This is a genomic window from Bartonella numerosa (genome assembly GCF_037070845.1).
Lineage (GTDB): Bacteria > Pseudomonadota > Alphaproteobacteria > Rhizobiales > Rhizobiaceae > Bartonella.
On record NZ_JAYMZI010000005.1, the window covers coordinates 38241 to 59018 of the forward strand.

The window sequence follows — 20778 nt, forward strand, 5'->3', positions numbered from 1 at the left end:
CAATTGAGGCATTAAATCATGCGCGCAGAAATCGAGACTCTGATTGACGAAATCCAACAAGCGATAGGCTTGTTAAGGAGGCATCTTTGACTGGGATCAATCACTAAAACGTCTTGGATATCTTAATCAAAAAGTAGAAGATCCCGCTCTTTGGGACGATCCTAGACAAGCACAGAATATGATGAAGGAGCGCCAGATTCTTGAGGATTCGGTAAATGATATTCAATCATTTACGAAGACGCTCGAGGAGTCTATTGAATTGATGATGATGGGCGAAGAAGAAAGTAATATAGAAGTTATCGCTGATGCAGAAAATACAATACGCGGTCTCAAAGCTGATATAGATAAAAAGCAGATTGATGTGCTTTTGTCAGGGGAAGCGGATTCGAATGATACTTATTTGGAAGTGCATGCTGGTGCAGGTGGCACAGAGAGCCAAGATTGGGCTTCCATGCTTTTGCGCATGTATACGCGATGGGCCGAGCAGCATGAAATGAAGGTTGAAGTGTTAGAAATTCACGACGGAGAAGAAGCTGGAATAAAGTCAGCTACTGTTCTTATAAAGGGATATAATGCTTACGGTTTATTGAAAACAGAATCAGGAGTCCATCGTCTAGTGCGTATTTCTCCGTATGATTCTAATGCAAAGCGCCATACTTCTTTCGCGAGTGTTTGGGTTTATCCAGTCATTGATGACGATATTGAAGTGGATGTCTCAGATTCAGATGTTCGTATTGATACTTATCGTGCATCAGGGGCTGGAGGACAGCATGTTAATACAACAGACTCAGCGGTGCGAATCACGCATATAAAAACAGGGATTGTAGTTCAATGCCAAACAGAACGTTCTCAACACAAAAATCGAGCGACTGCATGGTCTATGTTGCGTGCTAGGCTTTATGAAGAAGAGCTCAAGAAAAGAGAAGAAGAGACGGATGCCATTGAATCTTCTAAAACAGAAATTGGATGGGGACATCAGATTAGATCTTATGTTCTTCAACCTTACCAACTTGTTAAAGATTTGCGTACGGGTGTTGAAAATACGGATCCACAATCCGTTCTCAATGGAAGTTTAGATGAATTCATAGAGGCGTCGCTCGCTAGACGTATCCACGGAAAAGCCCAAAAACTTGAAGATATTGGCTAGCTACACGTTACACGCGATGACTTTTTCTATAAGCATAGTGTCTGTTTTTCTGATATTCGGTCTGCTCATTGGCTAGTCGAAGGGGGGGTTGTCTTCATTATGTGATTAACCGACTGGAGTTATACACTATTATGCAAAAGTTCGGCAGCGGATAAGACACTTTCTGCGTGCCCGGATACGCTAACCTTACGCCATTCTTCTGCTATCTTCCCAGTTGTATCAATGAGAAACGTGCTTCGTTCGACGCCCATATATTTGCGCCCATACATGCTTTTTTCTACCCAAACGCCGTAATTAGAAAGCGTCTTCTTTTCTTCGTCTGAAACGAGGATAATGTCAAGCTCATGTTTTGTTTTGAACTTGTCGTGTTTACTGACACTATCTGGAGATACGCCAACAATAACGGCTCCAATTTTGTCGAATTTTTCTTTCAGCCGCGTAAAGTCAAGCGCTTCACTTGTACACCCACTTGTGTCGTCTTTTGGATAAAAATACAGGACGACAATTTTTCCTCTGAGATCAGAAAGTGTCAATCTCTCTCCACCATCGCGCGGCAGATCAAAGTCAGGGGCAATGGCACCTTTCATTATCATCGTCATTTATTTATCTCTCTTTTCTCTCGAGTGTCTTCTATTTTATTAGGATACATAGAAAAAACGCTGTTTCAACTACCAAACTATAATTAGCTTAAAGAATTTTATCCAATAGAAAACATCAGTGCACGCATGAGAATCGAAGAAATCGAGCTATGTAGCTAATATACGGCCCCCGTTTTCAATGGAAGAAAAATTATGAAATGAGATAAAGATTATAAATAAATTATAAGATTTTAATTAAAGCGTGCTTTTTTTTACCTAAAGAAAGCTTGATTGTTCCTGCTGTGTCGGCATCTCTTTCGTTAATAAAATGCGTTTCGTCCTGAATGACTTGATCGTTTACACGAACACCTCTACCTTGGATATGTCTGCGCGCTTCGCTATTAGATTTGGCTAATCCTGTTTGCACCAGAAGAGACAGTAATCCTAAGCCTTTTTCTAATTTTATGGTATCAATTTCAATAGTTGGAAGACTTTCTCCAAGAGTTTTCTCTTCAAATGTTTTACGAGCAGTTTCTGCCGCTGCATCCGCAAGGCTACGTCCGTGCAACATGGCTGTAACTTCCGTTGCAAGAATTTTCTTCGCTTCATTAATTTCAGCGCCGTGTAATGCGGAAAGCTTAGTAATTTCACTTATTGGCAATGTTGTGTAAAGCTTTAAAAATCGTGCAACATCAGAATCTTCTGTATTGCGCCAATATTGCCAAAATTGGTAAGGTGAGAATACATCTGCATTAAGCCACACTGCGCCGTTTAATGATTTTCCCATTTTTATACCAGAAGATGTTGTCAGCAACGGTGAAGTTAACGCGTATAGTTGTGACGCCCCTAAGCGGTGTCCTAATTCGATTCCGTTAATAATGTTTCCCCATTGATCGGACCCACCCATTTGAACGCGTACCCCGTACCGGTCATGAAGTTCAACAAAATCATAAGCTTGCAGGATCATATAATTAAACTCAAGAAATGACAAAGAATGTTCACGTTCAAGTCTAAGTTTAACAGAGTCGAATGATAACATACGGTTGACGGAAAAATGTCTTCCTACATCCCGTAGAAACCCTAAATAATTTAAATTACATAACCATTCAGCATTGTTGATAATGCATGCGTCGTTCTCTTTGTCGCCAAATGTTAAATAACTGGCAAATACTTTTTTAATACCGGCGATGTTTTTAGCAATATCGTCCTGCGTCAAAAGACGCCGAGCTTCATCTTTAAAGGAAGGATCACCAATCATGCCGGTTCCTCCACCTATTAAAGCGATAGGGCGGTGTCCTGTTTTTTGTAACCAGTAAAGCATCATAATTTGGATGAGACTTCCAGCATGTAAACTTGATGCTGTGGGATCAAAGCCAATGTAGGCAGTTACCATTTCTTGCGCAAAAAGGTCATCCAACCCCTTTTCATCTGAAATTTGGTGAATGAAACCACGTTCGCTCATAATGTTTAAAAAATCGGATTTAAAAGCATGCACGGATTCTATTTCCTGATCAAGTTGTTGTTGGACGATGGGTAATTGTACGCTACCCCTAACATAAATAGCGTGTAGCCCACAAGTTAACGAAAAACATTAGAAGAAAAAGCAGCACAAGCACTATTTCGTGGTGTTTGGTCTACCATTGATAATGAAGCGATCGCCATTTGTGTAAAAAAAGCGCCTCCGTCCCAAACACACAGACCGCCGGAGAACAAGCCAAACCTTTGCGGGATCTTGACACTTTTAGGCTCAGGCGAGAAGGGGGGGCGCGTGCGGAAGGACGGGCACCTCCCCGGTCATATGGCTGTCGAGATACCGCGCACACCGCTCGATGAGCTCCTCATTACGCCCGCTGAAAAAGTGATTGGCGCCTTCTAGTATTTCTTGCGTGATGATGATGCCTTTTTGTGTTTTTAATTTGTCCACTAAACCCTGAACATCTTTAGGCGGAGCTACCTTATCGATATCACCGTGAATGATAAGTCCGGAAGAAGGACAGGGAGCGAGAAATGAAAAATCGTAGATATTAGGTTGAGGAGCGACCGATATGAAGCCTTCAATTTCTGGTCTGCGCATAAGAAGCTGCATGCCAATCCAAGAACCAAACGAATACCCCGCTACCCAACAATTTTTTGAATCGGGATGCTGCGCTTGTATCCAATCTAGCGCGGAAGCGGCGTCCGAAAGCTCTCCTATTCCGTAATCAAACTCACCTTGACTACGACCAATACCACGAAAATTGAAACGTAACGTGGTAAAGCCGCGTTGTTGAAACATATAAAATAAATCGTAGACAATTTTATTATTCATCGTTCCACCGAATTGGGGATGTGGGTGCAGGATAATCGCAATTGGTGCATTTTTTTGTTGCGAAGGCTGATAACGCCCCTCGAGACGACCTGCAGGACCGTTAAAAATAATTTCTGGCATTAAATATTCCTTAGATGCTATGAAGGCTCTCGTTGACCTTGGTCTGTTTCTGCTGTAGTTCTCGCAGTTTACATGATCATTTCATTTTAGTGAACTTTAGATATTCTGTTTTTGGTGCATTTTTCAAGAAAATTGCGCTATTTTTTTAATCCAACCCATGTTAATAATTAGACTGTAAAATGGTTGTAAAACGCCGATATTTTGATCATAATGCTACGACACCGCTTAAAAAAGCAGCGCGGGCGGCTTTATTAAAATCCTTAGAAATATTTGGGAATCCGTCGTCTGTACATACAGAAGGACGAGCTGCTAAGGCTTTATTGCAAAAAGCGCGCCGACAGATTGCAAGTAGAGTCAATATAAATCCGGATTATATTGTATTCACATCTGGTGCGAGTGAAGCAGCAATGACATTGTTAACGCCTTTTTATAATATGGGTAGCTCTAAAGTAAAATTTTCTCACCTTTATATCGGAGCAACTGAACACCCATGCGTTGCAGAAGGGGGACGTTTTCCAAAAGAATTAATCAGTGTGATCGCTGTCGATAAGCATGGCTTGATACAACAAGATGACTTAACTTCTCTCTTAACTGCCCATGACAATACAAAGGGTCTTCCTCTTGTTGCCATTCAGGCTGCAAATGGTGAAACTGGCGTTATTCAAAAAATAAAAGAAATAGCCTTCATTGTAGGCAACCTTGGAGGTGTTCTAGTGGTCGATTTGACGCAGTATGTAGATAAAAATTTTATTGATATCAGTCAAATGGGAGGAGATTTTTTTATACTGTCTGCTCATAAAATCGGAGGTCCTAAAGGAATCGGTGCTTTTATTTCGCGTGGGAACCTTTTGATGCCTAGCCCCCTTATTACTGGAGGAGGGCAAGAAAAGGGATTGCGCGGTGGAACGGAAGCTTTGCCTCTTATTGCAGCTTTTGGAGAAGCGATAGTAGATTGCTCTACTCAAAGAGAAATCGAACAATTAATTTACCTACGCGATAAATTAGAAAATGGGTTACAAAAAATCAGTAACGACGTTGAAATTTTTGGAAAAAAGTCCAAACGGTTACCTAATACAACCTATTTTTCTGTGCGCGATGTGAAAGCAGAGACTATGCAGATTGGCTTTGATTTGGCAGGATTTTCTGTGTCAGCGGGTTCCGCTTGCTCTTCAGGAAAAGTGAAACGGAGCAGAGTTCTGGAAGCCATGGGATACGAAACTCCGGACGGCGCAATCCGCGTCTCAATAGGAAGCGACACAACCTCCGAGGACATTGATGACTTTTTATTAGCTTTTTCTAAAATCATAGATAATGGTGGAAAAAATAATCCGTCTCAGTGATTCTAGAATTGTTTTAAAAAAATAAAATAAGCTTGATTGAAAATTCTCTGCTTTGTGTATAGTCTGAGAGGCAAGTTTCTCGTTTCAAGCTTATGGAAACAAGATTTTCGATCACCGGTTCTTGATGCCGGGAAGAATGGAGATAGCAATGCCGGCAGTGCAAGAAACTATACGCCAGGTACGTGAGATAGATGTTGATCGATACAAATATGGTTTTGAAACCAATATTGCAACAGACAAAGCTCCTAAGGGGTTGAATGAAGATATTATTCGATTCATTTCTGGTAAAAAACATGAACCTGAGTGGATGCTGAATTGGCGTTCACAAGCCTTTCATCGTTGGCTAGCGATGGAAGAGCCAAGTTGGGCTCGCATTCGATATCCGAAAATTAATTTTCAGGAACTTTATTATTACGCTGCTCCTAAAAATCATACGGGACCACGGTCCTTGAGTGAAGTGGACCCCGAGCTTCTGGCGACTTATGAAAAACTTGGAATTCCTCTCAAAGAACAAGAAATTTTGGCGGGTGTAAGAAAACAGGGGGATCCTTCCGATATTGATGATAGTGTTTATGCTTCAGGGAAAGTTGCTGTCGATGCTGTCTTTGATTCCGTTTCTGTCGTTACAACATTTAAGGAAGAATTGGCACGTGCTGGTGTCATTTTTTGTTCTATTTCAGAGGCGATCATTCAGCATCCAACTCTTGTCAAAGAATATTTGGGTACAGTTGTACCGATTAGCGATAATTATTATGCTGCTTTGAATGCTGCTGTTTTCACAGATGGTTCTTTTGTTTATGTTCCTAAGGGTGTTCGTTGTCCCATGGAGCTTTCTACTTATTTCAGGATAAATGAGCGTAATACGGGCCAGTTCGAGCGAACGCTAATCATTGCAGACGAGGATTCCTATGTCTCCTATCTTGAGGGCTGTACAGCACCCCAACGCGATGAAAATCAACTTCATGCTGCTGTTGTCGAGCTTGTTGCGTTAAAAAATTCAGAGATTAAGTATTCTACTGTACAAAACTGGTACCCTGGTGACAAAGAAGGTAAGGGCGGTATCTATAATTTTGTAACAAAGCGGGGAGATTGTCGAGGTGACAATTCCAAAATTTCATGGACGCAGATTGAAACTGGTTCTGCGATTACATGGAAATACCCATCTTGCCTGCTACGGGGTGATAACGCTCGCGGAGAATTTTACTCCATCGCCGTTGCAAACGGCCATCAGCAGATTGATTCTGGTACTAAGATGATACATTTAGGGAAAAATACTTCAAGCCGTATTATTTCCAAGGGCATTTCTGCGGGCTTTTCGAATAACACTTACCGTGGACAGGTTGCCGCATACCGGAAAGCAAAAAACGCGCGAAATTTTACGCAGTGTGATAGTTTATTAATTGGTAATGACTGTGGTGCTCATACGGTTCCTTACATTGAAGCAAAAAATGCAACGGCTCAATTCGAACATGAAGCAACGACATCAAAAATATCTGATGACCAGCTTTTCTACGTTATGCAACGAGGAATTCCTGAGGAAGAAGCTATTGCATTAATCGTAAACGGTTTTGTAAAAGAAGTTATTCAAAAACTTCCAATGGAGTTCGCTATTGAGGCGCAAAAGCTCATCGGTATTAGCCTTGAGGGCAGTGTTGGTTAAGCGTTCATTAAGAGTGTGCTGAGGATGAGTTGCAGGGATAGGATTATGTTATGTTAGAGATAAAAAATTTGCATGCCCGCATTTCTGAAACTGATACAGAAATCATTCGTGGTTTGAATTTAACTATTCAAGACGGTGAGGTTTCTGCCATTATGGGGCAAAACGGAGCCGGGAAATCTACTTTGTCTTATTTGCTTGCTGGTCGTGATGATTATGAAGTAACAGAAGGTGATATTCTTTTTAATAAACAGTCGCTCTTGGAAATGGACCCAGCCGAGCGTGCTGCGTTTGGGGTCTTTCTCGCGTTTCAGTATCCAATGGAAATCCCTGGTGTTGCAACAATGGAATTTTTGAAAGTTGCAATAAACTCTCAACGTAAAGCACGCGGTGATGAAGAACTTAAAACCCCTGAATTCATCAAGCGTGTTAAAGAAATTTCTTCCAAACTTGATATAGATATGTCCATGCTCAAACGTCCCCTAAATGTTGGGTTTTCAGGCGGAGAAAAAAAACGAGCTGAAATTCTTCAAATGGCTTTGCTAGAGCCGAAGCTTTGTGTTTTGGATGAGACAGACTCTGGTTTGGATATCGATGCGTTGAAAATCGTAGCAAATGGTGTTAACAAACTCCGCGATTTAGAACGTTCATTTTTGCTTATAACGCACTATCAACGTCTGCTTGATTATATCATTCCTGACACAGTGCACGTTCTTCATAAAGGTCGCATCATCAAGAGTGGTGATAAGTCGTTAGCGCTTTACTTAGAACAGAATGGGTACGCTGATATTATCGGTGAAGCGGCTTGAGGTCATTTGATATGCGCGTGAGTTCACAACGGGGATTGACAGAGGTTGAAGCCGATATAGTAGACAATTTTAATCGGTGTATTGATTATTTACCTGGAGATGAGGGGGTGCGTGCGATACGCAGAGAAGCTGTCAGATTATTTCAAAAAGTACAGCTTCCTACGCGTAAAATAGAAAATTGGCATTATACTAATCTGCGTGTTTTATTGAAAATTGTTAGCAATTTTTCAAAGATGAATGATGTTCAATTGGTTGATGCCTTACTTCCGGAAAGTGTTGTCTTTTCTATTGAAAACGGTAAAGCGCTTGTGCAACCAGAAAAATCAAATATCTCGGCAGAGCGCCTCGTAGATGCATTGGCAAAAAGTCTTGTGCAGATCGCTCCAGTTACTGCCGCAGAAGATTTTATTGGACAGTTGAATACAGCATTTTTTACAGATGGTTGGCTTCTGCGCATCCCTGAAAATATAAAACTAGATTTTCCTGTAGAGTTACAAAACATCCAAAAAGGTGGACAATCGCACATTTTTTCGGAAATAAAAATAGAAAGAAATAGTCAGGCTATTATTGTTGAGCGCCAAATCGGCAATGATGAAGATACTTTCGTCAGCTCAATAGCTTCGTTGCATGTCGCAGATCATGGAAAAGTAACATGGTTTCTTATTAGAGATCGCGGAATAAATTCCACCCAATTGAGTCGATTACGTGCCGAACTTGGAAAAAATGCTCAATTGTCACTTTATGTGATTAATATAGGCAGCCAGCTCAATCGTCAGGAAATTGATATTGAGTTGCTAGAAGATGCCAATTTTCAATTACGAGCAATCAATTTGCTGTCTGAAAAAACACATAGCGACCTTACGATGACAGTCCGTCATGTTGCAGAAAAATCAACTTCAACGGAAATTGTCCGCAATATTGTTACAGGTAAAGCGCATGGTGTTTTTCAAGGGATGATACGTGTGGCAAGAGAAGCTCAAAAGACAGATGCACGCATGGCATGCAATAGCCTCATCCTTTCAGACGATGCAGAATATGATGCAAAGCCTGAGTTGGAGATATTTGCCGATGATGTTACATGCGGTCATGGTGCAACTGTTGCTAAAATTGATCGTGATCAGCTTTTTTATCTCATGGCACGCGGTATTCCTTCTAAAATTGCTCGAGAACTTTTAATTAGAGGATTCGTTTCAGAATTGATTGACGATATAAAACAGGATGAGATCCGAACTACTCTCAATGAGATTATCGTTCAGTGGCTAAAAGACAATATTTAAGGAAAAAAATGGAAGATAATGTATCGGCACCGAATTATGATGTAGAGGCGATTCGCCGTGATTTTCCCATTTTACAATGTAACGTTTATGGTAAAAGGTTGGCTTATCTTGATAGTGGTGCATCTGCTCAGAAGCCGCAATTTGTCCTTGATGCAATGAATGATTTTTGTAGATGTCGTTATGCAAATGTCCATCGGGGGATACATTTTTTGTCCAATGCAGCTACACAATCTTATGAAGATGCCCGTGAGAAAGTTCGTGTTTTTTTAAATGCTCAAACTGCAAGAGAGGTTGTTTTCACAAAAAGTGCAACAGAAGCTATTAATGCTGTTGCGTATGGCTGGGGTATGTTTAGATTAAATGAAGGCGATGAAATTATTCTAACCGTTATGGAACATCATTCAAATATTGTTCCTTGGCATTTCATCCGTGAACAAAAAGGTGTGAGGCTTGTTTTCGTTCCAGTTGATAAAGATGGTAATTTACACATTGAAGATTTCCAAAAAGCTCTGAGTAAAAAAACAAAACTTGTTTCTGTTACTCATATGTCCAATGTATTGGGAACCGTGCCTCCTATCAAAGAGATCATTAGATTGGCCCACCAAAACGCCATTCCAGTTCTTGTCGATGGTTCACAGGGGGCTGTACACTTGACGGTCGATGTACAAGATATTGGTTGCGACTGGTATGTTTTTACCGGTCATAAATTTTACGGACCAACGGGTATCGGCGTACTTTATGGAAAGGAACACCGCTTGGAGGAAATGCACCCTTTTCAAGGGGGAGGAGAAATGATTGAGGATGTAACTACTGAGGGGGTTTCTTATAATGCCCCTCCATCTCGCTTCGAAGCAGGTACTCCTCCTATAACCGAAGCAGTTGGTTTGGCGGCTGCTATTGATTATGTACAAAAAAAAGATAAAAATGCTATTCACGCGCACGAAGCGGATCTTTTGATTTATGCCCATGAAAGACTTGAGTCCGTTAAGTCATTGCGTATTTATGGTCGTTCTTCCTGTAAAGGTGCTATTGTATCTTTCGAAATCGGAGGAATTCATGCACATGATGTTGCTATGTTTATTGATCGACAAGGTGTCGCTATACGTGCGGGAACACATTGCGCACAGCCTTTGTTGCAGCATTTTGGTTTGACGTCCATTTGTCGTGCGTCGTTAGCCATGTATAATAATTATGAAGATATTGACCAACTAGCAGAAGCGTTGGAAAAGGCGAGGGTATTTTTTAATGGCTAAATTGGTTGATGCATGTGATTCTACTGAATTTTCTGAGGCAGATTGCAAAGAAGAGGGGTCATGCGTATCAGCGATTCCAGAGTTTGAGATTGAACGTATAACAGATGATATTATTGCTGCTCTCAAAACGGTTTACGATCCAGAAATTCCTGCGGATATTTATGAATTGGGATTAATTTATCGTATTGATATTGAAGATGATCGGTCTGTAAAAATTGAAATGACACTCACAGCACCAGGATGCCCGGTTGCGGGACAAATGCCGGGTTGGGTGGAAAATGCCGTGAGTACAGTTGAGGGTGTACTGCGCGTTGAGGTCATCATGACATTCGATCCACCGTGGACGCCTGATTGTATGTCAGAAGAAGCGCAGGTTGCTGTTGGATGGTATTGAGTATTTAGGATGATCTTCCTCGTTCATGGGAAGAGCGCCATCAGCTCCTTCTATTGAAAATAAAAACACAACCTTCGTTATCCAGAAAACTGATTCCTACAACCGGTCTCTTGTTGCACAAAGCGGCGCGCGGCGCAGTACAGTGTTCACGGTTTCTCGCAAACGCCTCAGTGCGAAGGTGGAAATTAAAAGGATTACACCTAGAAAAGACACTTGCACCCAGCCAACAGATACATTTGAGATGACAAGAAAACAATATATTCAAAAAGAACAGCGGAATCCGGGGAGGTCTCCGCCGATATTTATTTCAAAATGTCACAAACACCATAAAACGCGCGGCGGAGGACAATTCCTTAAAAAACCATGCAGACAAAATTTAGGGGAGGTGGCGCACCGCTCAAAAACCGAGTTCTACTACAGTTTTTCAGATTCAACCTTCAATAATTCCACATGCTAAGCGCATGCCGCCTGGCTTATCTGAATAATTGTCTCCTTCTGCATGAATCATCAATGAGTGTCCCTGAATTTCAGAAATCTTTTTGATTCGTGGTGCAAGAACGCTCATTGTCGCTTTTCCTTTTTGATCAACATAAAGTGCAGGCAAATCACCAAGGTGACCACTAATGTTATAAGGTCCAAGATGCTTGTTGGTGTTTAGTGGGTCATAATGCCCCCCTGCAGCAGCACCAACTACACCGTTTTTTTCTCCACACGAAGGATTTTCGTGTACATGAAATCCATGTAAACCGCTTGGAAGCATCGACAAATCTGGTATAAAAATTAAACCATGTGCATTTTCTTCAATTTTTATTATGCCTACGGGAGTTTTGGTATCTTTTTCCTCTAATTTGTAAATTTGCACTTCAGTTGACGTTGCAAAAACAGTACCATTGCAAGTTAAAAGCGCAGCCGAAGTCAACAATGGAAAAATAAATTTATTCACAATAACACCTCAATTATACTCAATTAACAAACGCCAGACTACGCAGCATAAGCTCATATTTACGCATAAACATTCGCACTCTGTTTATATCTAGAATAAACTCTTTATAAAAAAGAAAAGCCCTGATTCTCATACTTTCGGAGAAAGTTACTTCGCAAAACTAGCGAATTTTTCACACATTTCTCGGGAGGACGATCTCTAAAGAAATAGACTTTTTTATGGTGAAGAAAAAATCAGATAATAAATATTGATAATTTAATTAATATGTTTGCTTATGGCGCAGATACTGGTGATGATGGCACATAATTTTTTAGATTATTACGCATTTTACACAATATTTACGAGCAGTATATTCATCATATGTATAAGCTGCTCATAAAAATGCAAATTGTTCCAATAAAAATGCCCATTATCAATCCCACTAGCGCACCAATCACTGTGCCAGTGAACAATGCTATTTCTATACCCATTGTTATAATTGGGCCAAATCCTGGAAGGGCGACATAACCATGAGCTGCGAGGATTGCCGCAATTGCCCCTGATATGCTGCCATTTAAACCGCCAACAAGTGCAAGTTCTTTAATGGATTGAAGGATTTTTTTTAAAAAAGTTCTTTTGTATTTGCTTGAATCAATATTTTCGTAGACCTTAAAATTAGTCATACTTATATCTTCCATCTTGTACATGAATCGCTCCAGAATAATCGACTGATATGAGAACATGACGCTTTTCAAATTCTACCAAAGCACGCCAAATCCCTTTATCATCCAAACGCAATCGTTTGATATCTTTAAAGCCATTTTGCATAAGGTGATTTTTTACTTGCGAAGAGGTGAATGAATTTTTTCCTGATTTACTACCATCTTTGGTAAAAATATGCTTAGAGGTCAGGAAAGGGGGATTGCGGAAAATGTTACTCATCGAATAACTAGCTGTAGATGAGATAGGTAAAATCATTATAAGAAAAGCACTTAATATCAAATTGTTTTTTATTCTCATCTTACCACCATCTTTTTAGAAGATGTTTTAAAAAGTTTATCTCGTACGCTGAGTTAACTTTTGTATTTATCACAAGTTCCAAAAATTATTTTATTTTTAATGCTTATGCTTATTCTTTGGTTATTAAAATGACCTACGGAGAAACTCTACTGCGGCGTGCTTATTTCATATCATTTATCATGTGTTTATAGCGTAAGAGCAATTTTTTAAGCTGCAGCTCGCGTACACGCCTCGCAGCTTCTGATGGCGTGACCCATTCATACGCACGCTGGCCTTGTTCAGGCCATTTTTGTTCTTGACGCAAATAAAGCATAGAAAAAACATAAACACAAAATTTTTTGTTTTTTTCTGATGAAAAATCCAATTTCTCGTATTCATACGTGCCTATAGGAAACATTTTAATAGCGCCCCGCATCCCCGCTTCTTCATAAGCTTCTTGTAACGCTGCCTGAGAAAGAGATTTTTTTGGAATTGGCCATCCCTTTGGTATGATCCACCGGCCAGATTTCCTGCTGGTAATGAGCAGAAACTCTAAATTTTTATTTCTCATGCGATAAATTAACGTACCGACTTGCAAAAAACATCCATTAGCTAGTAAAATACGCTTATTGTTAGCTACATCAGTGCCGTCCATTTTTCATCACATCGATATATTTTTTAAAACGATTGATTGGGGATATTCGTGTAATTTTTTTCAATCCATAACCAGGAGAAATACCTTCTCGCATACAAAAGCTCCGTAATGGTGAATGATGACGCAACAGCCCAAGCCCAATACTGCGCATGATATGAACAGGTAATACGCTGGAAAGTAGGGCGCGGTTGAGCATATGGACGGATCCACTCCGAATAAATACGTCGGGTTTCCGATATCGGTTATAATGCGTAACGACTTCTTCGAAATTAATTTCCGATATTTTGTTATGCAGAACATCGATCAAAGTCCGAATGTCACTAAAACCCAAATTCAATCCCTGAGCTCCAATAGGAGGTAGAACATGAGCTGCTTCACCTACTAAAATTGTTCGGTTAGCGGCGAAGTGACGGGGAAGTAATCCTGAGAGGGGCCATGCTTGAATTGACGTTTCTATCGTTATTCTTCCGAGGACTGACTGCATCTTCTCTTCAATTACTTCTGCGATTTCTTTTTGTTCCATACCCAAGAGTTCGTCAGCTCGAGAATGGGAAACAACCCACACAAGGCTAGATCTATGTCCTCTGAGTGGAACTTGCGTGAACGGACCGTCTTCCGTATGAAACTCGATAGATGTGTTTTGATGGGAAAAATCATGCGAAAAGTTCAAAACTAACGCTGTTTGAGGGTAATTCCATTTTTTTATACCTATACCAGCGGCTTCGCGCGCCAAGGAACGCTGTCCATCAGCAGCAACAATGAGTGGGGACTGAACGATTTTTCCATCTTCAAGGGAAATACATACACTATCCTCTCGATGCTGGAAATTTGTTGCCGGAGAAAAAAGTCTTGTAATATTTGGTGTATTCGCAACAGAATTGGAGAGAGCTTTGTTTAATTGTACGTTAGGTATATTGTAGCCGAAGGCTTCTTCTCCAATTTCAGAAGAGCAAAAATTTACCGTGGGAGCGCGAGCAATCCTAGATGTAATATCGATGATTTTTATAAAAGATAAAGCTGCAGCATGATGCTTGAGACTGTCCCAAACATGTACGTCTTTGAGCATGCGAATCGCTGACATCATAAGAGCTGTCGTCCGTAGTTCGTCCGTGCGAGTGGGCGGACCAATAAGAAAAACGGAGAATCCATTGTGTGCCAGACTAAGTGCCGCCAACATGCCAACCGGACCTGCACCAATGACAGAAACATCCTTGAATTTATTTTCTGCAAATGTCACAACAAGCTGAGCCTTTCTGTTTTTTCGACCATCATAGTGTTTCTAAGCGAATAACTATTTTTCTTGTGTAAATTCCTTCTACTACACTATTTAATGGGTGGCGCGCTATAAACAAAGTAGTCTTTTTGTGTTTTTTACTAAGGTGTACTATGAAAAAACGGTAGCGTATCGTGAAGTGAATAAAGACTTTTGGGACCAAGGATAAAAAACTTTGAAACGTAAATTGGCAAAAAAAATTAAAACAAAAGCTGACTTGTTACGTCAGAAAAAAGTAACAATGCCGCAAGCAAAAGCTTTTTCTGTCCACTTACTGACAGCTTCCGGTTCATTTTTAGCGTTTCTTTCTCTCATATCTGCGTCTGAAAAAGAGTGGACTGCTATGTTCTTTTGGCTTGGGCTTGCACTTATTGTAGATGGTATTGATGGACCCATTGCGCGCAAGCTTGATGTAAAATACGTCCTTCCAGCGTGGTCTGGAGAGTTGTTGGATAATATTATCGATTACGTCACTTACGTGCTAATTCCAGCTTTTGCACTTTATCAAAGCGGTTTTATGGATTCAGGATTGTCGTTTTTTCTGAGTGCCATCATTGTTATTTCATCAGCTATTTATTACGCAGATACTGGAATGAAAACAAAAGAAAATTTTTTTAAAGGCTTTCCCGTAGTTTGGAACATGATAATCTTCATGCTTTTTGTAGTAAAACCAGAAAAATGGATGGTCTTGACCATTATCACATTATCAGCGATTACGTCCTTTTTGCCAATTTATTTTATCCACCCAGTAAGAGTTGTGCGTTTACGTAAGCTTAATTTTTCGATTTTTCTCTTGTGGTGTCTTTTTGGTACGGCAGCATTTTTTTACCAACTTAATGCACCATACTGGGTTAAAATAGGAATTTCGGTGACGGGTGTTTACATGTATTGCATCGGTGCTATCATGCAGTTATTTCCTCAATTAGGTAGACGAAAAAAGTCATGAAATAAATGCTTTGAGAAAGGTGGGTAATGCGGATTGATTTTGGAGCGGGTGACGATATTTCTTTCACGAGAGAGGGGTGTGTTGGCGTCATAAAGCTTACACGTCCTTCTTCGTTAAATGCTCTTAGTCATAGGATGGTTCTTTCTCTTAAGGAGGCTTTTAGGGCGTGGGAAGAGGATGACGATGTAGTCTGTGTATTGATAGAAGGAGAGGGGCGTGCCTTTTGTGCAGGTGGGGATGTTGTAGAAATTTACCACATGAGAGAGGCTGTCGCTTCTCACCAATATTTTAGTGATGAATATAGCTTAAATGTTTATATTAAGCATTTTTCGAAGCCTTGTGTTTCTTTTTTGGATGGCATTTGGATGGGAGGAGGAGTGGGTATTTCTGTATACGGTTCACATCGGATCGTTACAGAAAATACGCTTTTTGCTATGCCAGAAACTGCTATTGGATTTTTTCCAGATGTTGGTGCGGGTTTTTTTATGCCGCGTCTTCCCAATCATTTTGGTATTTATCTTGCATTAACAGGAGCGTATATCAGATGGGGAGATTGTTTAAATTTAGGCCTAGCAACTCACGCGGTTCCAGAGAGTGAACTTGGGATTGTTAGAAAAGCTATTATCGAACAGGGAAATCCTACTTTAGTTTTAAAAGAGCGAGCGGTTGCAAGAAATTATGAAACAAATCATGAAATCTTCCAGGTTATTGATACTTGTTTTGGTGCACATACGCTAGAAGAATGCCTTTTTTTGCTCAGCGAAAAGGGTAACGAGGGGCTGTTATTTGCTAGAGAATGTTGTAGCACTTTCCAATCACGTTCCCCAACAAGCTTAAAAATTACCTGGAAACAAATGAAGAAAAATTTGTTTCAGACTTTGGAAGATTGTATAAAAACTGAAAATCGTATCGCATATCACATGATCAATTCGCATGATTTTCGCGAGGGTGTGCGTGCGATGCTAGTCGACAAAGATAAGACACCAAAATGGCGTCCAGACAGTCTTTCAGGTGTAACGGATGAAATGGTCGATGCTTATTTTCAACCTATTGAACGGGAATTGTTACTTTGATAAATAACTCTCAAGAACGAATGTCAAAGATCGATATACTTCTGTTAGTTTATAATTTTTACTTGCGGTTTTTAGCGCTGGTCTGCTTAATTTTGGGTGCAGTTTATTGGTTACGTCTTGTTGGTGTTTTCTCTGGAACTCTGTGGCGCTTTGACTTGATGCCATGGCAATGGCAGTTTCTATCGACGACACTGGCTGTAGTTTATCCTGTCGCGTTAATTGGGCTTTGGATGTATTCACCATGGGGAATTGTTTTGTGGTATACAACAGTCCTCATTGAAGTGATAACAACCTTTTGTTCTGATGTCGTCTATCAACCAGTTATGCCAATATTTCATGGAATATTATTTTTGGTTCTTATAGCATTGCAAATTTTAGTAGTTTTCTCTAAAAGATGCTATACGGTTAATGCTACTGAATCATAAAGCAGGATCGAGTTGTTGCACAAAACCCGATCTTGCTTTCGTGGAAAACTCCAGGGAAAAACGCACTATAGAGGGCTATAATCGATTTTCCGGGAAGATTGTACAGCTAGTTATACCGAATTTTGAAATTAAGCGATTTTTTCGAAGTTCGGCTTTGTTCTGTCATAAAGATCAATAAAACGGTACCCACCATAAATCAAAGATGCTATTGTACTTCGTTGAGAATATCCATAATAACGTTGAAATCGCTCCCCAAATCGATGCTGCAACCATGCATATGTCCTTTCTACATTAAAAAGTTCCATAATATATATTATGCGACAATACGATATAAGCCGAAGACCAAAACTTCAGAACTTCACGAAAAATTCACGTTACAGATTATTAGTCACTTTTATGCCGCATATGTCACTTTTATAACAAAATTATGTCAAAAATAAGACCTTGATATGCAGGCTTGACGTGCGATGGAGTATAACTTTCTACCTTAGCGTAATCCAAGGATCTATCCATATGTGTCAATATAGCTCGCTTCGGTTTTAAATATTCTATCCATTGCAATGCTTGATCTACTGAAAGATGACTTGGATGAGGCTCGAACTGAAGAGCTTCAATAATTAAAACATCTAGATTCATTAATTTTAGTAAGGTTTTTTCAGGAAATTTACTAACATCTGTACAGTAAGCAACATTCCCGATACGAAACCCTAAAGAATGCGTAGAGCCATGAAATTGTAAATGTGCACCGATGGTTATTGCACCACCCTGCCCCTCAACTATAAATAGGCTCTCTTCATTTATAAGATGTTCCTGTAAAATAGGGGGATAAGATGAACCTTTTGCTGTTTGAAAGCAGTATCCAAAAGCATTCTTCAAATGCTTAAATGTAGATGTATCAGCGTAAATATCTATTAAACGTTTTTGTGCAAGCGCGTAACTGCGTAAATCATCAATACCATGCACATGATCCGCGTGAGGGTGTGTATAAATAGCAGCGTCAATATGATTTACACCAACGTCAATCATTTGCGATCGAAAATCTGGACCAGTATCAATAACAACCACTGTTTTTCTTCCTGATACGTCGATTCGCTCAACCAATAAGGAACTTCTATAACGTTTATTTTTTGGGTTACTCGGGTCACAGCACCCCCAATCACCGTTGGGACGTGGAACTCCTTGAGATGAACCACAACCCAATATTGTAAACCGGTACCGATCAGACATATCACTACCCTACTTCATTTTATTGAACAAACGAAAAGCATTTTGTGTCGTTATTTGAGCTATTTCTTCAATATCTAAACCAGAAACTTCAGCTAAAACAGCCGCTGTATAACGCACGAAAGACGGCTCATTTGTTTTTCCTCTGTAGGGAACAGGCGCTAAAAATGGTGAATCTGTTTCGACCAATAATTGCTTGTAGGGTACAATTTTTGCTATTTCACGAGTTTCAAGCGCATTTTTAAAAGTAAGAATGCCTGAAAAAGATATGTAGCCACCGAGTTCAATTCCCGTATGTGCAAGCTGCATTCCAGATGAATAACAATGAAAGACAAACGGGAAAGAGCCCTCTTTTATCTGTTCGCGTAATATTTTTTCCATATCTGAATCGGCATTGCGTGAATGAATGACAATGGGCAACTGTGTTTCTCGAGACGCAATTATATGTTCTCGAAAGGCTCTTTGTTGTTCTTCTGGTGAAGAATCATTATAGTGGTAGTCAAGTCCTGTTTCGCCAAATGCGACGACTTTGGGGTGCTTTGATAGACGAATAAGGTCTTCAGCTTTGATATTTTGTTCTTCGTAAGCATGGTTTGGATGAGTTCCGACGGAGCAGAATATGTGGTCGTGTTTTTGTGTAATTTCAAGAATTTTATCCAGCTCATTGACGCGCGTTGAAATTGTTATCATACGTTTAACGTCAGCGTCCAAGGCCCGTTGAACAACGTTATCAAAATCTTGCGAAAGGCTTTCGAAGTCAAGGTGACAGTGCGTATCAATTAGCATGAGGAACACCCTCCTTTTCTGAAAGATAACGAGGGAAAATTGGTTCTGGAAGCGGAAGATCAAGGCCCTTTTTAATCTTTGAATCTGTTATACGACTCAGTAACCGATCTTCTTTGGCAATTGCAAGACTATTAAGGATCTTATCTGCTGATCGTGGCATAAAAGGCAACAACATAATTCCTATTCGCCGCAAAACTTCTACTGTTACATAAAGGACTGTAGAAAATCTTTCTTGATTACTTTTACGCAAACTCCAAGGTTGTTCGTTAGCAAAATAACGGTTGGTATCTGCCACAAGCAAAAAAATAGCTGAAAGCGCCAAATGCATTTTCTGAGAGGACATAGCTTTGCGCATATTTTCAAGCGCGTGAAGGGACTGCTCTAAAAGCTTTTCATCTTGAATTAATAATGCAGACGGTACCGGAACTTTCGCGTTGCAGTTTTTAGCGACCATAGACAAGGATCGTTGCACCAAATTTCCAAGGTCATTTGCAAGATCTGCATTAATGCGATTTACAAATTGGTCATGGCTGTAACTACCATCTTGTCCAAATGGTATCTCACGAAGAAGAAAATAACGTACCTGATCGATTCCATAGCGTTCTACCATTTCAAAAGGATTAATCACATTTCCAATTGACTTTGACATTTTGCTACCACGATTAAGCAGAAAACCATGGGAAAAAATACGTTTAGGCAACTCAATTCCTGCAGACATTAAAAATGCTGGCCAGTATATCGCATGAAAACGAGTAATATCTTTACCAATGATATGGACATTTGCAGGCCAAAAAACGCGGTTTTTTGAATCTTTATCAAAAAAATCAATCGCTGAAAGGTAATTAGTGAGTGCATCAACCCACACATACATCACATGCTTTGGATTTCCTGGGACGCGAATACCCCAATTAAAACTTGTTCGTGAAATAGAAATATCCTTTAGTCCTGATTTTATGAATCTGACAATTTCATTACGCCGTTCAATAGGAGCGATAGAATCAGGGTTCCGGTTATAATATTCAAGGAGAGATTCTCCGTAACGGGACAGTCTGAAGAAATAACTTTCCTCTTCATTCCATTCAACCGGAGAGTTCAATTCTTTTTCGCGGCGGATTCCGTCCTCTCCAATTTCAGTGTCCTTTTCTTCGTAATATGCTTCCTGACGAACTGAGTACCAACCACTGTAACGGCCAAGATAAATATCACCACTAGCTTCCATCTTTTTCCAAATTATCTGGCAAGCTTGGTGATGTCTATCCTCTGTCGTACGAATAAAATCATTATTAGAGCAATTTAATACCGAGAGCATTCTCCGAAACGCATCACTGTTACGGTCTGCGAGCTGTTTAGGCGTCATGCTCAACGATTCCGCTGTTTGTTGCATTTTTAGACCGTGCTCATCTGTACCAGACAGAAAAAATACATCTCTTCCGTCCAGCCTATGAAACCGTGCTAAGCTATCGCTTGCAATTGCGGTATAGGCATGCCCAATATGTGGAGTACCATTAGGATAGAAAATTGGAGTTGTTATGTAGTAGGTGTCGCGCATGTCATACCTATCGTAAACGCACATGAAGATATAATGACATAAC

At 40.1% G+C, this 20778-nt stretch carries 21 protein-coding genes; 10 read left to right on the forward strand and 11 right to left on the reverse strand.

Annotated features, from left to right (window positions below; all coding sequences use genetic code 11):
* The first annotated feature begins 18 nt into the window (after positions 1–18).
* A protein-coding gene (gene prfB, locus WCP75_RS03105; RefSeq protein WP_336276790.1) for a peptide chain release factor 2 occupies positions 19–1147 on the forward strand; the annotation gives its coding sequence in 2 pieces (ribosomal slippage) (positions 19–87 and positions 89–1147; 1128 coding nt in all).
* A 119-nt stretch (positions 1148–1266) separates the two neighbouring features.
* Here the strand turns inward: prfB and WCP75_RS03110 are convergent.
* The 3 genes from WCP75_RS03110 to WCP75_RS03120 form a co-directional block, all read right to left on the reverse strand.
* Positions 1267–1746 carry a peroxiredoxin gene (locus tag WCP75_RS03110; protein ID WP_336276791.1) on the reverse strand — a complete coding sequence of 160 codons (480 nt, stop codon included), beginning with the start codon at positions 1744–1746 and terminating at the stop codon, positions 1267–1269.
* A gap of 220 nt (positions 1747–1966) precedes the next feature.
* Positions 1967–3220, reverse strand: coding sequence for a tyrosine--tRNA ligase (gene tyrS / locus WCP75_RS03115; protein WP_336276792.1), 1254 nt, complete (start codon positions 3218–3220; stop codon positions 1967–1969).
* A 252-nt stretch (positions 3221–3472) separates the two neighbouring features.
* A complete protein-coding gene (locus WCP75_RS03120) occupies positions 3473–4153 on the reverse strand; it encodes an alpha/beta hydrolase (protein ID WP_336276793.1) in 681 nt (226 codons plus the stop codon).
* 179 nt (positions 4154–4332) lie between these two features.
* Here WCP75_RS03120 and WCP75_RS03125 point away from each other — a divergent pair, with 179 nt between their 5' ends.
* The 6 genes from WCP75_RS03125 to WCP75_RS03150 all read left to right on the forward strand — a co-directional run bounded on the left by WCP75_RS03125 (position 4333) and on the right by WCP75_RS03150 (position 10883).
* On the forward strand, positions 4333–5493 hold the full coding sequence (locus WCP75_RS03125) for a cysteine desulfurase family protein (RefSeq protein ID WP_336276794.1): 1161 nt from the start codon (positions 4333–4335) through the stop codon (positions 5491–5493).
* A 148-nt stretch (positions 5494–5641) separates the two neighbouring features.
* Positions 5642–7153, forward strand: coding sequence for a Fe-S cluster assembly protein SufB (gene sufB, locus WCP75_RS03130; RefSeq protein WP_336276826.1), 1512 nt, complete (start codon positions 5642–5644; stop codon positions 7151–7153).
* A gap of 50 nt (positions 7154–7203) precedes the next feature.
* Complete coding sequence (gene sufC / locus WCP75_RS03135) at positions 7204–7959, forward strand: Fe-S cluster assembly ATPase SufC (RefSeq protein WP_336276795.1); 756 nt, start codon at positions 7204–7206, stop codon at positions 7957–7959.
* Between the two features lie 11 nt (positions 7960–7970).
* Positions 7971–9236 (forward strand): Fe-S cluster assembly protein SufD, encoded by a 1266-nt coding sequence (sufD, locus tag WCP75_RS03140; RefSeq protein ID WP_336276796.1) that lies wholly within the window; start codon positions 7971–7973, stop codon positions 9234–9236.
* A gap of 8 nt (positions 9237–9244) precedes the next feature.
* Positions 9245–10489 carry a cysteine desulfurase gene (locus WCP75_RS03145; RefSeq protein ID WP_336276797.1) on the forward strand — a complete coding sequence of 415 codons (1245 nt, stop codon included), beginning with the start codon at positions 9245–9247 and terminating at the stop codon, positions 10487–10489.
* On the forward strand, positions 10482–10883 hold the full coding sequence (locus WCP75_RS03150; RefSeq protein WP_336276798.1) for an SUF system Fe-S cluster assembly protein: 402 nt from the start codon (positions 10482–10484) through the stop codon (positions 10881–10883). Before WCP75_RS03145 ends, WCP75_RS03150 begins: the two co-directional genes overlap by 8 nt.
* Before the next feature lie 430 nt (positions 10884–11313).
* On the opposite strand, the gene WCP75_RS03155 is transcribed toward WCP75_RS03150, so the two are convergent.
* The 5 genes from WCP75_RS03155 to WCP75_RS03175 form a co-directional block, all read right to left on the reverse strand.
* A complete protein-coding gene (locus WCP75_RS03155; RefSeq protein ID WP_336276799.1) occupies positions 11314–11826 on the reverse strand; it encodes a superoxide dismutase family protein in 513 nt (170 codons plus the stop codon).
* Positions 11827–12182: 356 nt separating this feature from the next.
* Positions 12183–12488 carry a hypothetical protein gene (locus tag WCP75_RS03160; protein WP_336276800.1) on the reverse strand — a complete coding sequence of 102 codons (306 nt, stop codon included), beginning with the start codon at positions 12486–12488 and terminating at the stop codon, positions 12183–12185.
* Positions 12481–12825 carry a hypothetical protein gene (locus tag WCP75_RS03165; protein WP_336276801.1) on the reverse strand — a complete coding sequence of 115 codons (345 nt, stop codon included), beginning with the start codon at positions 12823–12825 and terminating at the stop codon, positions 12481–12483. The genes WCP75_RS03160 and WCP75_RS03165 overlap by 8 nt, the downstream gene beginning before the upstream one ends.
* A 160-nt stretch (positions 12826–12985) precedes the next feature.
* The gene (locus WCP75_RS03170) at positions 12986–13459 is read right to left on the reverse strand and encodes an NUDIX hydrolase (protein WP_336276802.1); all 474 of its coding nucleotides are present in this window, start codon (positions 13457–13459) and stop codon (positions 12986–12988) included.
* The gene (locus WCP75_RS03175; protein WP_336276803.1) at positions 13446–14696 is read right to left on the reverse strand and encodes a UbiH/UbiF family hydroxylase; all 1251 of its coding nucleotides are present in this window, start codon (positions 14694–14696) and stop codon (positions 13446–13448) included. The genes WCP75_RS03170 and WCP75_RS03175 overlap by 14 nt, the downstream gene beginning before the upstream one ends.
* A 211-nt stretch (positions 14697–14907) precedes the next feature.
* On the opposite strand from WCP75_RS03175, the gene pcsA reads away from it, so the two are divergent.
* From pcsA to WCP75_RS03190, 3 genes are read left to right on the forward strand one after another with little or no spacing between them, the layout of a single operon-like run.
* A complete protein-coding gene (gene pcsA, locus WCP75_RS03180; protein ID WP_336276804.1) occupies positions 14908–15678 on the forward strand; it encodes a phosphatidylcholine synthase in 771 nt (256 codons plus the stop codon).
* 26 nt (positions 15679–15704) lie between these two features.
* Positions 15705–16751 (forward strand): enoyl-CoA hydratase/isomerase family protein, encoded by a 1047-nt coding sequence (locus WCP75_RS03185; RefSeq protein WP_336276805.1) that lies wholly within the window; start codon positions 15705–15707, stop codon positions 16749–16751.
* A complete protein-coding gene (locus WCP75_RS03190) occupies positions 16748–17176 on the forward strand; it encodes a DUF6163 family protein (protein ID WP_336276806.1) in 429 nt (142 codons plus the stop codon). Before WCP75_RS03185 ends, WCP75_RS03190 begins: the two co-directional genes overlap by 4 nt.
* Before the next feature lie 414 nt (positions 17177–17590).
* On the opposite strand, the gene WCP75_RS03195 is transcribed toward WCP75_RS03190, so the two are convergent.
* The 3 genes from WCP75_RS03195 to metG are packed head-to-tail and all read right to left on the reverse strand — an operon-like array spanning position 17591 to position 20735.
* On the reverse strand, positions 17591–18403 hold the full coding sequence (locus tag WCP75_RS03195; protein ID WP_336276807.1) for an MBL fold metallo-hydrolase: 813 nt from the start codon (positions 18401–18403) through the stop codon (positions 17591–17593).
* 9 nt (positions 18404–18412) lie between these two features.
* Positions 18413–19186: a TatD family hydrolase gene (locus WCP75_RS03200; RefSeq protein ID WP_336276808.1), complete on the reverse strand. Its 774-nt coding sequence runs from the start codon at positions 19184–19186 to the stop codon at positions 18413–18415.
* Positions 19176–20735, reverse strand: a complete 1560-nt coding sequence (gene metG / locus WCP75_RS03205) for a methionine--tRNA ligase (RefSeq protein WP_336276809.1) — start codon at positions 20733–20735, stop codon at positions 19176–19178. Before metG ends, WCP75_RS03200 begins: the two co-directional genes overlap by 11 nt.
* Between the last annotated feature and the right edge of the window lie 43 nt (positions 20736–20778).

Excerpts from the sequence above, each read along its gene's own strand:
- WCP75_RS03195 (WP_336276807.1), bottom strand. The coding sequence starts at position 18,403 with ATGTCTGATCGGTACCGGTTTACAATATTGGGTTGTGGTTCATCTCAA.
- sufB (WP_336276826.1), top strand. The coding sequence starts at position 5,642 with ATGCCGGCAGTGCAAGAAACTATACGCCAGGTACGTGAGATAGATGTT.
- WCP75_RS03150 (WP_336276798.1), top strand. The coding sequence starts at position 10,482 with ATGGCTAAATTGGTTGATGCATGTGATTCTACTGAATTTTCTGAGGCA.
- WCP75_RS03120 (WP_336276793.1), bottom strand. The coding sequence starts at position 4,153 with ATGCCAGAAATTATTTTTAACGGTCCTGCAGGTCGTCTCGAGGGGCGT.
- metG (WP_336276809.1), bottom strand. The coding sequence starts at position 20,735 with ATGCGCGACACCTACTACATAACAACTCCAATTTTCTATCCTAATGGT.
- WCP75_RS03185 (WP_336276805.1), top strand. The coding sequence starts at position 15,705 with ATGCGGATTGATTTTGGAGCGGGTGACGATATTTCTTTCACGAGAGAG.
- WCP75_RS03145 (WP_336276797.1), top strand. The coding sequence starts at position 9,245 with ATGGAAGATAATGTATCGGCACCGAATTATGATGTAGAGGCGATTCGC.
- WCP75_RS03200 (WP_336276808.1), bottom strand. The coding sequence starts at position 19,186 with ATGCTAATTGATACGCACTGTCACCTTGACTTCGAAAGCCTTTCGCAA.
- WCP75_RS03125 (WP_336276794.1), top strand. The coding sequence starts at position 4,333 with ATGGTTGTAAAACGCCGATATTTTGATCATAATGCTACGACACCGCTT.
- WCP75_RS03160 (WP_336276800.1), bottom strand. The coding sequence starts at position 12,488 with ATGACTAATTTTAAGGTCTACGAAAATATTGATTCAAGCAAATACAAA.
- sufC (WP_336276795.1), top strand. The coding sequence starts at position 7,204 with ATGTTAGAGATAAAAAATTTGCATGCCCGCATTTCTGAAACTGATACA.
- WCP75_RS03170 (WP_336276802.1), bottom strand. The coding sequence starts at position 13,459 with ATGGACGGCACTGATGTAGCTAACAATAAGCGTATTTTACTAGCTAAT.
- sufD (WP_336276796.1), top strand. The coding sequence starts at position 7,971 with ATGCGCGTGAGTTCACAACGGGGATTGACAGAGGTTGAAGCCGATATA.
- WCP75_RS03110 (WP_336276791.1), bottom strand. The coding sequence starts at position 1,746 with ATGACGATGATAATGAAAGGTGCCATTGCCCCTGACTTTGATCTGCCG.
- WCP75_RS03165 (WP_336276801.1), bottom strand. The coding sequence starts at position 12,825 with ATGAGAATAAAAAACAATTTGATATTAAGTGCTTTTCTTATAATGATT.